12 protein-coding genes are annotated in these 14,575 nt (G+C 60.0%); 6 read left to right on the plus strand and 6 right to left on the minus strand.

All coding sequences use genetic code 11. From position 1 onward, the window contains the following. Window positions 1–68: 68 nt before the first annotated feature. A complete protein-coding gene (locus QNM96_RS15165) occupies window positions 69–1,937 on the minus strand; it encodes a PAS domain-containing protein (protein WP_283837404.1) in 1,869 nt (622 codons plus the stop codon). A 246-nt stretch (window positions 1,938–2,183) separates the two neighbouring features. Continuing rightward, window positions 2,184–3,164, minus strand: a complete 981-nt coding sequence (locus QNM96_RS15170) for an ornithine cyclodeaminase family protein (RefSeq protein WP_283837405.1) — start codon at window positions 3,162–3,164, stop codon at window positions 2,184–2,186. 145 nt (window positions 3,165–3,309) lie between these two features. Here QNM96_RS15170 and QNM96_RS15175 point away from each other — a divergent pair, with 145 nt between their 5' ends. The 6 genes from QNM96_RS15175 to QNM96_RS15200 all read left to right on the plus strand — a co-directional run bounded on the left by QNM96_RS15175 (window position 3,310) and on the right by QNM96_RS15200 (window position 10,727). Next, a complete protein-coding gene (locus QNM96_RS15175; protein WP_283837406.1) occupies window positions 3,310–4,476 on the plus strand; it encodes an FAD-dependent oxidoreductase in 1,167 nt (388 codons plus the stop codon). Between the two features lie 135 nt (window positions 4,477–4,611). After that, window positions 4,612–5,592, plus strand: a complete 981-nt coding sequence (locus QNM96_RS15180) for a nucleoside hydrolase (protein WP_283837407.1) — start codon at window positions 4,612–4,614, stop codon at window positions 5,590–5,592. A gap of 256 nt (window positions 5,593–5,848) precedes the next feature. Further along, window positions 5,849–6,904, plus strand: a complete 1,056-nt coding sequence (locus tag QNM96_RS15185; RefSeq protein ID WP_283837408.1) for a BMP family protein — start codon at window positions 5,849–5,851, stop codon at window positions 6,902–6,904. Window positions 6,905–6,910: 6 nt separating this feature from the next. After that, window positions 6,911–8,512 carry an ABC transporter ATP-binding protein gene (locus tag QNM96_RS15190; protein WP_283837409.1) on the plus strand — a complete coding sequence of 534 codons (1,602 nt, stop codon included), beginning with the start codon at window positions 6,911–6,913 and terminating at the stop codon, window positions 8,510–8,512. Continuing rightward, window positions 8,509–9,699, plus strand: coding sequence for an ABC transporter permease (locus QNM96_RS15195; RefSeq protein ID WP_283837410.1), 1,191 nt, complete (start codon window positions 8,509–8,511; stop codon window positions 9,697–9,699). Before QNM96_RS15190 ends, QNM96_RS15195 begins: the two co-directional genes overlap by 4 nt. 35 nt (window positions 9,700–9,734) lie before the next feature. Further along, on the plus strand, window positions 9,735–10,727 hold the full coding sequence (locus tag QNM96_RS15200) for an ABC transporter permease (protein ID WP_345782535.1): 993 nt from the start codon (window positions 9,735–9,737) through the stop codon (window positions 10,725–10,727). 168 nt (window positions 10,728–10,895) lie between these two features. On the opposite strand, the gene QNM96_RS15205 is transcribed toward QNM96_RS15200, so the two are convergent. The 4 genes from QNM96_RS15205 to QNM96_RS15220 form a co-directional block, all read right to left on the minus strand. Continuing rightward, window positions 10,896–12,119 (minus strand): GNAT family N-acetyltransferase, encoded by a 1,224-nt coding sequence (locus QNM96_RS15205; RefSeq protein ID WP_283837413.1) that lies wholly within the window; start codon window positions 12,117–12,119, stop codon window positions 10,896–10,898. A 51-nt stretch (window positions 12,120–12,170) separates the two neighbouring features. Beyond that, the gene (locus tag QNM96_RS15210) at window positions 12,171–13,355 is read right to left on the minus strand and encodes an aminotransferase class I/II-fold pyridoxal phosphate-dependent enzyme (protein WP_283837414.1); all 1,185 of its coding nucleotides are present in this window, start codon (window positions 13,353–13,355) and stop codon (window positions 12,171–12,173) included. Then, on the minus strand, window positions 13,352–13,837 hold the full coding sequence (locus tag QNM96_RS15215; RefSeq protein ID WP_283837415.1) for an Lrp/AsnC family transcriptional regulator: 486 nt from the start codon (window positions 13,835–13,837) through the stop codon (window positions 13,352–13,354). Before QNM96_RS15215 ends, QNM96_RS15210 begins: the two co-directional genes overlap by 4 nt. A 127-nt stretch (window positions 13,838–13,964) precedes the next feature. Continuing rightward, entirely contained in the window at window positions 13,965–14,549 is a 585-nt protein-coding gene (locus QNM96_RS15220) for a hypothetical protein (RefSeq protein WP_283837416.1), read from the minus strand. Window positions 14,550–14,575 lie beyond the last annotated feature (26 nt).

The following is a 14,575-nucleotide window of genomic DNA, read 5'->3' on the forward strand; positions in this document are numbered from 1 at the left end:
AGGGAGTGCTTCACAGCTGATTTGGGGGAATTACAAAAGCCGCGGGCCACCGCGCCCGCGGTCGTTTACTATGCTTCTTCGAGGGTCGTAATGTCTCGGAACTCGATTCTGGTTTCGCCGTTCTCAGTCGTTTCGACGGTGACCGTCCAATCGTGTGCCTCCGCGATCACGCGAGCGAGTACCAGTCCAAGCCCGGTACTGGCCAGTTCTTCGCCGATGGGCGGATCCAACAATTGACCGTGCCCATCGAATGACTCGTCCGAGGCAGTGTCTGCGACGAAAAACCCGCGAGTTGGTTCGGACGGATCACTGACACCGATCGTCCCGAGTGTCACGGTGGTGTCGGTTGCCCGACGGGCGGCAACGTCGTCGAAAACGGTCTCGAGGAGTCGAGTAAACCGATCTTCGTCGACTCTGAGCGTCGCACCGTTCTCGAGCCGGATGTCCGATTGCTCGAGCTTCGATTGTGACGCGGCAGTCTCAACGGCGGTTTCGAGGTCGACTCGGGAACGGGCTCGGACGCTCCGAGAGTTGCGAGCGAACTCGCGAACGTCGTCGACCAACTGTTCGGCTCGTCCGAGCGTCGTCTCGACCGATTCGTCTGAAGCCGGAAGCGTCATCTCCGAAGCCGAATCGCTCTCGATATCGAGAGCGTTGGAAATCGTCTCGATCTGGTCCTTGAGATCGTTCGAGAGCACGTCGGCGACGGCTTCCAGCCGTTCGGTTTGTTGCTCGAGTTGATCCGTTCGCTTCCGGAGGAGCCGATCCTGCTCGGCGCGATCGAGTGCAACGTTCGTGTTTTCAACGAGCGTCGAGACGAGATCTAGGTCGGTTGGGTCGAACTGGTTGGGCTCAAAGGAGCCGGTCATGAGGACGCCGTGCGTGCCGATCGGAGCGATGATCTCCGATCGAATCGGTGTCGATGGGTTGTACAGTTCGTCGACCTCGGTTAGATCCTTGTAGTACTCCGTCTCGCCGGATTCATAGACGTCCCAGACGAGTCCCTCGCCCGGGCGAAAGCGAGGAAGGCCACCGAATTCGTCGTGTGCTTTGGCCGTGCCGGCGACCGGATCGAGATAGCCGTGGGTGTCGTCGAGCAACCAGACGCCACTGATCGGCAACTCGAGGAGGTCGCTTCCGGCGTGGACCGCGATCGAACAGATTTCGTCGGGGTCGTCGGACTGGAACAACCATCGGGTGAGTTCGTGGAGCGACTCGATAACCTGCTCGTGAGTTCGCTGTTTGGTCACGTCGCGGATAATCCCCGCAATGTTCGCCCGTTCGTCTTCGATCGGGACCAGTCGAAGTTCACAGATCCGATCGTTTCCGTAGCGGTCGGTAAACGGGATCTCGAGTTCCCGAAACTGCGCGGCACCGACGGAGACATCGTCGATCGCCCGCCCGATCTCGAGAGTGTCTTCGTCCTCGATCGACACTAACTGTGGGAGCGACTCGACGTGTTCGCCGAGGAGCTCCGAGCGTTCGATTCCGAAGTTTCCCTCGATAGCTTTGTTGACGGAGACGATGTGATTTCCGTTGTCGAGGACAACGACACCGTCTCGAATGGATTCGACGACGGCGGCGTTCTGGGCGAGTTTCGTCTCTCGATCCTTTCGCTCGGTGATATCCCGCATAAAGACGGAGAGCCCGTCTTCGGAGGGATACGCGCGTGCCTCGAACCAGGTTTCTAGTCGCGTGTGATAGACTTCGAACGAGACGGGGATCTGTTCGTCCATCGAGCGGTAGAACCCGTCAGGAAACTGCGTCTCGATCGTCCGAGGGAACTCGTCCCACATCACTCGGCCGATTAGCTCTCCACGAGAGCGTTTGAGGAGCGCCTGGGCCCGCTCGTTGATGTACGTAAACCGATATCCCGAATCGAGCGCGAAAAACGCGTCCGTCACCCGATCGACCAGCGGAATCGACCTACTGGCCACGATAGATCACCAACGAGAATTGAGACGACCTGCCGGTCTCTCTCGCTCGAGTGCTCGAGTGCACGCCAGATTGCAGGTCTGTCATCGGCTGTAAATGTCTATCATTGCTACGTAGAGACGGTATTTGAGTGTCGTGGCCGTCGATGGGATCGCTCGACAGTTCGCGGACACGTGAGACGATCCTGTCGGTCACCATCGAAACAGCGTTCTCTCGAGTGGCTCCCCGTCGGAGTAACTCGAGGGAGTTCACAACGAAACGACCGTCCCGACGTCTTTATGGACGCCACGTTCGTAGACGTATTCCGCAGTCGCTGCATCCAGGACGGCAGACCCGACACTCGAGAAAACGAGTATTTCGTCGGCCTCCTCGCGGCCACTGTCTCCCGCCAGCACGTCGCCGAACTCGATGACTTCGAGTTCCGCGTGGCCCGAGAGATCACCGGTTTCTATGGCCTCTTCGGGAACGTCCGCGAAAATTCGATCCGCTCGAGCGATCGTTTCGTCGTCGAGTTCGCGCATTTCCGGCGAGTACGCGCCGACTGCGATGACGAGCGCTCCCGGACTCAGTGTCTCGCCTGGGAATACGGGCTCCGTGCTCGTCGTTGTCGTGACGACGACGGTCGCCCCGTCGACGGCGTCTCGAGGGTTCGAGACCGGTTCTGCAGGAACGCCGAGTTCGTCCTCGAGATCGGTTGCACACTGCTTTCTCGAGTCGCTCGGCGAGTAGACGCGGATCGACTCGAGTTCGGTGGCGGCGTCGATTGCACGAGTTTGCCAGCGAGCCTGGGTGCCGGCCCCGATCACGCCGAGATCGATCGGCTCGTCCGGGGCGAGTTCTCTCGCAGCGAGACCACCGATACAGCCCGTTCGAGCGCTCGTTATTTTTGTCCCGGCGAGATAGGCGACGGGCTGGCCGGTTTCGACGTCGACGAGCGAAACCTGTGCGTTGACCGTCGGTAGTTCGCGCTCTGCGTTCTCGGGACAGACGGTGACGAGTTTCGTGGCGGCGTACGGAGAGCCGTGAATATACGCTGGCATGCAGAGGCCGGTTCCAGTCGGCTCGCCGGGTGTGTCGGTATCGATCCCCGTTCCGATCGGATAGTGGGGACGTTCAGGTCGCTCGACGGCACCCTCGCGCTGGTGCTCGAAAGCGCCAGCGACGACGGACAAAACGTCCTCGAGTTCGAGGAGGGAGGCGATGTCCGAATCGGATAAAATACGGACCATACCCGAACCACGGATGGCTACTACTTCAGTGTACGTCAGACAGATGACACACTCGAACCAGTGAAACGACAAGTCGGAATACCGAGGAAATGTTGCCCCTCGGAACCACCGAATCCTTATCGGTATGTATGTCCATTGGTAACGTATGAAGGTAGTCGTTATCGGGGGCGGTATTGTCGGCCTCTCGAGTGCGCACGCGCTCGCCTCCCGCGGTGGCGACGTCACCGTCTGTGAAAAAAGGTCCCTCGGGAGCGCAAGCACTGCGCGGAGCGCAGGCGGGATCCGCTCTCAGTTCTCTACGCCCGTCAATATCGACCTCTCGATCGAGAGCGTCGTCGTCTGGGAATCGTTCGAAGAGCGCTTCGGCGTCGATATCGGCTACCGGCGAGCGGGCTACCTCTTTCTCGCCAGAAGCGAAGCGAGAGCGGAGGCGCTCGAAGACGGGGTTCGATTGCAAACCGACCGAGGCGTCCCCAGCGAATTTCTCGAGGCGCCGGACATCGCTCGGTACAATTCACACGTCGACGCGGATTCGTTCGTCGGGGGAACGTACTCACCGGGAGACGGGTTCGCGGACCCGCACCTCGCGTCGCAGGGGTACGCGACAGCGTGCGCGGATGCAGGTGTAGAGATCCGAACAAACACCGCTGTCATCGATATTCTCACGGACGCGGACGGAGACAGCGTGGTCGGAGTCGAAACCGAGGACGGACGCCTCGAGGCCGATTTCGTCGTTAATGCCGCCGGTCCCTGGGCGGGTCGCGTCGCATCGATGGCCGGACTCGAGTTGCCGATTGTGCCGAAGCGACGACAGATCGCCATCGTCTCGCCCGAGAAGGCGGTTCCGGCGGACGTTCCGTTTACCATCGATCTCGAGTCCGGAACCTACTATCGCCCGGAACGGGACGGCGACGCGCTCATCGGCGGCCACGGAGCCGAGGTCGCTACTCGCGACGACGCTCAAGCGAACCCCGATTCGTACTGCAAATCGGCGGATTTCGAGTGGATCGCGAACGCACTCGAGACGATCTCGGGCTGGACGACCTGTTTCGGTCCGGAGACTCGCGTCAAACGCGGCTGGGCGGGTCTCTATGCTGTCACGCCGGACGATCACGCGATCGTCGAGGAGACGGTCCCCGGCTTCGTCACTGCCGGCGGGTTTTCGGGACACGGGTTTCAACACGCGCCGGCGACAGGGAAACTCGTCGCCGAACTGATTTTCGACGGCGAACCGTCGCTCGTGGATCCCTCGGCGCTCTCGAGTGAGCGGTTCGAGACGGGCGACGGACGAATCGAGCGAAACGTCGTTTGACTGTGTCGGAAACCGTGTCGAGTATACGGCGTTCATCTGTGCGGCTCGGAAAGAAACATTTCTATTTGTACACAAAATCTCACTTTTATCCGAAGAAGGTGACATATTTGTACTCGCGCTCGCAACTGGTGTCGTATGAGTACGACGGAAACCCGACGACTGATTCTGGATACGGACACTGCCGGTGACGACACGCAGGCGATTTTGCTCGCGGCGCTCTCTGATCGCGTCTCGCTAGAGGGCGTTACGATCTGTACGGGAAACGTTCCGTTCGAGTACCAGGTCGAAAACGCAAAATACACGCTCGAGCTTGCCGGGGAGGCCGAGGATACACCCGTCTACGAAGGCGCGCGTTCGCCGTTGCTCAAGGAGTACGACTTCGCAGAATACGTCCACGGGGAGGGTGGACTCGGCGGCGACCTCTTCCCCGAGACAGGAGTTCCATCGGCCGACGAGCACGCGGTCGATTACATCGTCCGGATGGCTCGAGAGAACCCCGGCGAGATAACGTTGGCCTGCATCGCTCCGTTGACGAACGTCGCACTGGCACTCCAGCGCGAGCCGGATCTTCCCGAACTGCTCGACGGCGTCTGGATCATGGGCGGAGCCGTCAACACGCTGGGGAACATCACCCCGGCGGCCGAGTACAACTTCTGGGTCGACCCCGATGCGGCTCGGATGGTGATCGAGGCGTTCGAGACGACCCTCGTCGATTGGGGCGTCACGGTGCGTGACTCGTTGTTCGAACGCGACGTGTTCGAAGAAGTCGAGTCGATAGACACCCAGTTGGCCGACTTTTACGTGACGATCACGGAAGCCGTCCGCGAGTTCAACGCCCAATCCGACGACGACGCTCTCGGCGCGGACGTCACGACCCAACCGGACTCGATGACTCTCGCGACGCTCCTCGAGCCGGATATCATCGAAGAAGCCAAAACATACTACGTCGAAGTCGACGACCGCGAAGGTCCGACGCGGGGATACAGTCTGGTGGACGAACTCGAGGTCACCGACGGAGAGGCCCGAACCCGCGTGATTGAGTCGGTCGACGGCGATAGATTCGAGCAGATGATGCTCGATATGTACCGGCACGGGGACCCTCACTACTCCGGGTGATCAGTCCGTCGTCCGTCGTATCGACCCCCGACTGTTCGGGTGTGCCGGATGCAATTCGTCTCGAGGACCCGACTACTGTATTCGGCCGACGAAACGTGCTTGAAACACACGTACACAAACGCGTGTAGGTACCACCGATAACTTTCGGAAATAGGGTTTAGGATATAAATATCCCAACTGAATTAGACGATCGGTTGGGGATAGCTAAAACCTCGTTCAGAAAATATAAGATGGTTCGGTTTGATTCATAACTGTTATGGAACGACGAACCTTTCTCACGTCGGTTGGGGTGGGAGCAACCGCGGGAATGGCCGGGTGTTTAGTTGACAACGGAGACGGTGACGACGAAGCGGATGTCACAGTTGGCATCGTCTACTCGACCGGGGGGCTGGGCGACGAATCGTTCAACGACATGGCGTACTCTGGCATCGAAGACGCCGAATCAGACTTCGATATCGACTACCAGGATGCCGAGCCGGATACCGTCGCGGATATGAACGACATGCAGCGGCAGTTCGCAGGGGACGAGGATATCGACCTGGTCTGTTGTATCGGTTTCGACCACGAAACCGATCTGATCGAGAACGCCGATGAATTCGACGACCAGCGGTTCGTCATTATCGACGCAGTCGTCGACGCCGATAACGTCGACAGTTACGTCTTCCGCGAACACGAAGGGTCCTTCCAAGTTGGACATCTCGCAGGGCTCCTGACCGAGACCGAATACGCACACGCTGGCGGCGAAACGAACCCCGATGACTCCATCGTCGGATTCGTCGGTGGCGAAGAAACGTCCCTTATCGAACGGTTCGAGGCCGGCTACATCGCTGGTGCAGAGTACGTGGACGACTCTATCGAAACACCGTCCGCGTACGCCGGGAGCTGGGACGATCCGTCGACGGGACAGGAGATCGCAAACGGGATGTACGAAGACGGCGCGGATGTCGTCTATCACTCCGCGGGCGGTACCGGTGGCGGCGTCTTCGAGTCGGCCCAATCGTACGAACGGTTCGCGATCGGCGTCGACGATGACCAGTCACTGAGCGCCGAGGAATCAAGCGATGTCATCGTCGCTAGTATGATCAAACGCGTCGATAACGCCGTCTACGACTCGATCGAATCCGTGGTTGAGGACGAGTTCGAGGGCGGAGATACCAACGACCTCGGTCTCGAGGAGGACGGCGTCGACGCGGTTATCGGCCAAGACTTCGAGGACGACCTTCCCGACGATATCGTCAACGCACTCGAGGACTCCCGCCAGCAGATTATTGACGGCGATATCGACGTCCCGGACAACCTCGACGATCTCTAGATTCAGATGAACGTTGACGACGAGTCATCAAACCGCACACGAACTGGAAACCTCGCCGTCCATCTGGACGGAATCACGAAACGGTTTCCGGGAGTCATCGCGAATGATGATGTCGATTTCGAAGTCGAGTCGGGGACGATTCACGCGCTCATCGGCGAGAACGGTGCCGGAAAGACCACGTTGATGAACGTTCTGTACGGGCTCTACGAACCGACTGAGGGGTCCGTGTGGATCCACGGTGAGCGACGCGAATTCGACGGCCCTCGCGACGCGATGGAGGCCGGAATCGGGATGATCCACCAGCACTTCATGCTCGTGGACACGATGACCGTCGCCGAAAACGTCGTCCTGGGCGACGAGCCAACCAAGTGGGGCGGACTCGCAACCGACCGAAAGAAAGCTATCGAGGAGACGAAAGCGCTTGCAAAACAGTACGGCTTCGACCTGGATCCGACCAAACGTATTCAGGATATAAGCGTCGGAGAACAACAGCGCGTCGAAATTCTCAAGACACTTTATCGAGGATCCGACATCTTGATTCTCGACGAACCGACTGCGGTGCTTACGCCCCAAGAGGTCGACGGATTGTTCGGCATTCTCGAGGAGTTGATCGCCGAGGGGAAGACGATAATTTTCATCACGCACAAACTCAGCGAAGCGTTGCACGCGGCAGACGACATCAGCGTCCTCCGGGACGGCGAACTAGTGGACACCGTTTCGGCCGAAAACGCATCCCGCGAGGATCTCGCCCGGATGATGGTCGGCAGAGACGTTCTGCTCGAGGTAGATAAACCGGATGTCGAGCGGGGCAATCCGATCCTGGAGGTCGAGGAAGTGACCGTCGAGGATGAGCGGGGCGTGACGGTGGTCGATGGAGTCGACTTCAGCGTCCACGAAGGTGAAGTGATCGGAATTGCCGGAGTCGACGGCAACGGTCAATCCGAACTCGTCGAGACCATTACGGGCCTTCAGACTCCCTCCGATGGATCGATTACGTTCGACGGGACGGAGATTACCGACGTATCGCGCGCCGACAGGATCGGAATGGGAATGGCATACATCGCCGAGGACCGCCAAAAGCGAAGTCTCGTCATGGAGTATGAGCTCCGTCGAAACGGAATTCTCGGTTGTCAACGTCTCCCGGAGTTTTCCAACGGGTGGCGGATCGACTGGGAAAGCGCCGAAGATTACGTCGACGACGTGATCGACGAGTACGACGTTCGACCGCCCGACCCGTCGGCCGAAGCGCACTCGCTTTCTGGTGGCAACCAACAGAAGTTCATCGTCGGCCGTGAGTTCGAGCGCGATCCGTCGCTCGTCATCGCATCGCAACCGACTCGAGGCGTCGACATCGGAAGCATCGAGTTCATCCACGATCGATTGTTGGACCTCCGAGCGGACGGAAAAGGGGTGTTGCTCGTCTCCTCGAAACTCGAGGAAGTCAGGCGACTCTCGGATCGGATTGCGGTCATGTACGACGGCGACATCGTTGGTATCGTCGATCCGGCGGACGTTACCGAAGAGGAACTCGGCCTGCTGATGGCCGGTGAACGACCGACGGGTATGGACGTCGACAGTGCTCGAGTTCGGAGGCGAGAATCCGCATGAGCAGACTACCAACGAGCATCGGCGCGGCGCTCGATCGACTCGTCGACGCCTCGCCGGTCGAACGGATCGTCATCAGTATCGCCTCGCTTCTGTTCGCGGTGGCCGTCGGAGCGGTTCTCGTACTCGTCTCGGGATTCGTCACCGAGTGCGACGACCCGTTCGTTCTCTTGCCGGGGGTCGGCTACGGCTGTTACAACCCACTCGAGGTGTACTGGACGATGCTCGAGGGCGCGTTCGGCTCCTCGAGCGGGCTCGGACGGACCTTACAGGAGACGACACTGTTGCTGTTTACCGGACTCTCGGTTGCTGTTGCCTTCCGGGCCGGACTGTTCAACATCGGAACGCAAGGTCAGATGGTTCTGGGCGCACTGGCGACTGCACTAGTCGTGCTCGAACTCGGCCAGCTCGTTCCGCAAAACGTCGTCGGCATGGTCATCGTTATCCCGGTCGGAATCGCCGCCGGGGCGCTTGCCGGCGGGATCTGGGGAATGATCCCGGGGCTGATGAAAGCCTACGCTGACGCACACGAGGTGATCACGACGATCATGCTCAACTTCATCGCGACCGGAGTCGCGTTATATCTTGTCCAGAACCATGTTGGTGATCTGACGTCAGACTCGGTTCTGACCGAGACGATCCCCTCGGTTGCTCGATTCCCGACGTCTATCAGCGACTCTCGGTTTTCGATGTACGCGCTGATCGGCGCGTTACTCGTCGCGGTCGGGATCTCCCTGTTGTACACGCGGACCATCCTCGGCTACGAACTACGTACGAGTGGCATTCAGGAGACCGCCGCCGAGTACAGTGGCGTCAACGCCAAACGAAATATCGTGACCAGCATGACCCTTTCGGGCGCACTCGGTGGCGTTGCCGGTGCGATTTACGTCATGATGGTCCAGTACCGCTGGCAATCCGGCATCCCAGCGCTCGGGTTCGATGGAATCGCGGTCTCCATTCTCGCTGGAAACAACCCGATCGGCGTTATCCCTGCGTCGCTCCTTTTCGGCGGCCTTAAAAGCGGGAGCGTCGCGATCGATCTCTCACTCGGCGTGCCGAACGAACTCGTCGACGTGCTTCGCGGACTGATCATCCTCTTCATCGCGATGCCCGAGTTCTTCCGAATGCTCGGCAAGTGGTCCGGATTCGGGTCCGACCCGGTTGGGGCAAGCGGAGGTGAAGAGGCGTGAAGAAACCGACAATCGAAATTTCCAGGCGGGATGCAATGGCTCTCGGAGCCGTTTTCGTCGGACTGTTCATCTTCGCCCTCTGGACCGTCGGCCTCGTGGGTTCGTCGTCCATCTCTTCGGCGTTGCGACTTACGGTTCCCATCGGGTTCGCCGCGATGGGCGGTATCTTCGCCGAAAAAGCCGGAGTCATCAACATCGGACTCGAAGGCCTGCTCATCATCGGTGCCTTTGGCGCAATTGCAAGTCTGTACGCGCTTTCAGTTACCCCGATCGGCGCGAGCATTTGGCTCGCGTTCGCGTTCGCGGTCGTCGCAAGCACGGTGGTCGCACTGCTGTTCGCGATCGTCTGCATCGAATTCAAGGCCGACCAGATCATCGCCGGGCTCGCAGTCTGGTTGATCGCGCTCGGGTTCGCCCCGTTCGCGAGTTACATCATCTGGGATCAGACGAACAGTCCGAGCGTCGGCTCGTTCTCCGCATGGGCGATTCCCGGTCTCTCCGACCTCCCGGTAATCGGCGGTCTGTTCGTCGCGACGCCGCCCGTGATACTGCTCATTATCGCGGTTCCCGTCTCGTGGTACCTCCTCAATCGAACCACGTTCGGGATGTGGATCGAGGCGAGCGGTGAGGACCCGAAATCGCTCGATACGGCGGGAGTCGACGTTCGGAAGGTCCGATACGCCGGCGTTCTGCTTTCTGGCGTCTATTGTGGAATCGGCGGGGCCGGAATGGCGCTCACGGTCGGCCAGTTCGTCGGGAGCGGCGACACGATGATGGACGGCCGCGGGTTCATCGGACTCACGGCGTACCTGATCGGCAACTACAATCCGATCGCGGCGTTCTTCGCGTCGTTCCTCTTCGCCGGTCTCGAGGCCCTCCAGATCCAAGTTCAACAGATCGCCGGATTCGACGTCTCCTCGAGACTCATCGGGATAATCCCCTACGTCACGGTACTCGTCGTCCTCGCGTTCGTCGGGAAAACTCAGATGCCCTCGTCCGCCGGTGACCACTACGAATCCGACGACTGAGTGACTCCGCTCTTGTTCTGTCGTTCGCCCCGTTCCGACCCGATTTTCGTTTCGGCCTTCAGTTTCCGTTCGACACTCGAACCCACGATCCAGCGATGCCAGTCGACTCGTCGAGCCGACTGACGATACGGACCGAAAATACACCGCTCGAGCGTCTTCGAAGCGTCGTCAAAAATGCTCTCGGAGATAGACCTTGGTTTCCGGAAATAGCGCCTCGAGACGCTCGAGTTCCGCTTCGGATGCGGTTCGAAGCCGTCCGACTCGCTCGAAGTCGCGTGCGGAACGGGTCCCGACCAACAGCTGTGAGAGCGCGCCGATATCGAGTTCGGCGTCAGCCTGACCACTGGTTCGTTCGCAGGTTGCCTCCCCTTTCGCAGCCTCGAGTTCGAAGCACCCGTCGTTCCACTCGACCAGCGGATCGGAGACGGAAAGCGTTAGTCGGCGGGTCGTTCCGGACGATTCTGCGACCGGATACGTGATCATCGAAAGCGCCGATTCGACGTCCACGATGCGGACCATTGGTCCCGTTTCGACGGTACAGTCGACGGCCTCGGGTTTCGGCGTGAGATCGAGAAGCTTCGAATCCACGGGACCGGGTAGCTCGACCGTCTCGACTTGCGAATCGTGCGTGTGACAGAACGAGAGAAGGGAGAGAAACGCGTCGTGGTCATTGAAGGCCATCTCCTGGACGGCCATCGTTCGGGACTCCCATTCGCCATCGATCGTGTACACGAGATATCCCGAAATTGACCCATCGCGTTCGAGCGCGTACACGAACGGGTCCGTGCCGTGATTGGAGAGGATGCGATGTCGCCACCACGCCTCGTCTCGCTCGAGCGTGAGAGCGTACTCGCTCGAGTGTCGTCTATACACGTCGTCAAGCGATCCGTACGAATCGGAACCGACGGCGACAAAATCCGGGTCGTCGACCGCCGCAGTCGCGAACGCGAGCGCGGCAGGTTCGCAGTCGTAGCTCATGCGATCGTTGGCCGTGTCCCAGCCGTACTTCCGGTAGAAGTCGTACTGAAACGGCCAGAGAACGGACACGGCTCGGTTCCGGTCTCGATACTCCTCGAGCGAACACTCGAGGAGTTTTCGAACCAACCCCTTCCGGCGAGATTCTGGGGGAGAGGCGACTCCCGCGAGTCCGGCGACGGGGTGGGTTTCGCCGCGAATGTTCGCCTCGAGCCAGTACTGGCGACAGACGACGAGCGGGTCCTCGTCGGATACACCTTCCCTGTAGAGGCCGCGAGGCGATCCCAGATTGAACCGCGGCGTGTCGTGCTCTTCCGAATCGTACTCTACCGGACCGTTCTGCGGAGAGAACGCGTAGTTTGTGTACTCGAAAAAGACCCGCTTGTGTTCGTCCGGAAGGGGACGATAGTCGACCATACGCTCGCAAACGGGCCGGAAAATCAATAACGTGGCGAATCGTCGAATCGGCTACGAGTCATCGATGGGCGCGACCTCGTTGCGTTCCTCGAGAAACGCCTCGATTCGATTCAGCGCTTCCTTGAGATCCTCGAGACCGGTCGCGTAGGAAACCCGAAGGTGGCCTTCAGCCCCGTCACCGAACACGTCGCCGGGAACGGCCGCGACGCCCTGTTCGTGCAACAGTTCCTCGGCGAACTCCTCTGCGGTCCATCCCGACGGAACTTCGGGGAAGACGTAAAACGCCCCCTTCGCCTCGAAACACGCCATGCCGATCTCACGAAACCGTGAGAGGACGAACCGCCGCCGCCGGTCGTACTGATCGACCATCTTTCGGACGTCGTCCTCGCAGCTATCGAGCGCCTCGAGGGCCGCGTACTGGGGCGTCGTCGGTGCCGAAAGCATCGTGTACTGGTGGATCCGATTCATCGCGCCGATCGCCTCGGCGGGGCCGAGCGCGTAGCCCAGTCGGAGCCCCGTCATCGCGTGGGCCTTCGAGAACCCGTTGAAGACGACGGTTCGCTCGCGCATCCCCTTGAGGGAGGCGATGGAGGTGTGGTCGGTGTCGTCGTAGGTGAGTTCGGCGTAGATTTCGTCGGAAAGTACCGTCAGGTCGTGCTCTCGAGCGAAGGCGGCGATCGGCTCGAGATCCGCCCGCGTCATGATCGCCCCCGTCGGATTGTTCGGGTAACAGATCACGAGCACGTCCGCGTCTGCCGCGCCGGCACGTTCGAGTTCCTCGACGGTGAGCCGAAAGTCGTCCGTTTCGCGGGTCGGAACCGAAAGCACTTCGCCACCGGCGAAGATGACGCCGGGTTCGTAGGAGATGTAGGACGGTTGGGCGACCGCAACCGTATCGCCGGGGTCGACGATGGCCCGAAACGCCAGGTCGACGGCCTCGCTGGCTCCAGCCGTCACGAGTATCTCCTCGTCGGCACCGTACTCGAGGTCGAAGCGGTCCTCGACGTATCTCGAAATGGCCTCCCGAAGCTCGCGTTTTCCGCGGTTGGCCGTGTAGGACGTCTTGCCCTGCTCGAGGGAGGCGATAGCGGCGTCGCGGGCGGCCCAGGGGGTCGAAAAGTCCGGTTCGCCGACACCCAGCGAGATGACGTCGTCGCGCTCCTCGGCGATTTCGAAGAACCGGCGGATCCCGGACGGTCCAACCGATTCGACGCGGTCAGACAGCTCGATCGTCATGGAGATACCGAGAGTCTATCGTCGTCGTCGCCGTCGCCGAGTTCGATCCCGTTTTCCTTGTAGGAGGTCATCACGTAGTGGGTGACCGTCTGGGTGATCTCGGGGACGGGAGCAACTTTTTCGCTGATAAACTGGGATACTTCACGAATGGAGTCCCCCTCGACCTCCATATCGAAGTCGTAGTCGCCGCTGACCAGTCGCAAGGCGGTTACTTGCGGAAACCGTGCGAGACGCTCTGCGATGTCTCCGTAGCCGGTTTCGCGGTCGAGCATAACGTTCAACTCGACTTCCGCGCGGACCCGCTCGTCCTCGAGTTCGTCCCAGTCGACGACCGGCTGATAGCCACAGATTACACCTGCCTCCTCAAGTGACTCGATCGTCTCTTCGACCGCCGACTCCTCGAGGTCGGTCATTCGCGCGATATCCGCAGTGCTGTATCGCGCGTTCTCACGGAGCAACTCGAGAACCTCGCGTTCGCTCATACGGACGGATGCATGAGCGCGAGTAAATTTCTTCCGGACTCGTGTCGGTCACTCCCAAACGCGTCGGCCAAGAGCCGGCCTCGCAAACTCGTCGGTCAGACGGTCACCAAATCACGAAGACCGGGGACTATCGATACTTCTTGAAAAGAATCGCCCGAACGTCGTCTTTCGTCTGGACCTCTTCGGTCGATCCGTCCGGGAGTTCGACGCTGTAGCGATGGTCGCCCGACGACGATTCCTCCCACTTGTCGTCGTGGGTCTCGAGCAGACTCATCATCTCGTCTAACATATCGTCGTCGTCGGCGGCACCGCCGCTTTCGTCGCTATCGGCGTTTTCGTCGCCGTCGACCTCGCCGGCCCCTTCCGCCTCAGCTACGTCTTCAGCTCCGTCGCCTTCACCACCTTCGTCGCTACCGTCGGCTTCCGAACTCTCATCCACTGGCTCTGCGTCCGAACCTCCCTCTTCGGATTCGTCGTAGGAAACCTCCTCTAGGTCGTCTGACTCCTCACCATCCTCGATCGGTTCCGTCGAAACATCTGCCGCTTCGAACTCGCCGTCCATCTCGAGGTCCCCGTCGAGATTGTCGATCAGGAACTGCACGGCGTCTTTCTCGCGAACGTGACCGTATTTGCCGACGACCTGTTCTGAAATTTCCTCGCGGAGATGCTGTACGAACGCGTACTGCTCGTCCGTGACCTCGAGTGACTTCATACGACATGGATGTTGCGGGGGGTACA

The organism is Halostagnicola sp. A-GB9-2 (genome assembly GCF_030068615.1).
Classification (GTDB): Archaea; Halobacteriota; Halobacteria; order Halobacteriales; family Natrialbaceae; genus Halostagnicola.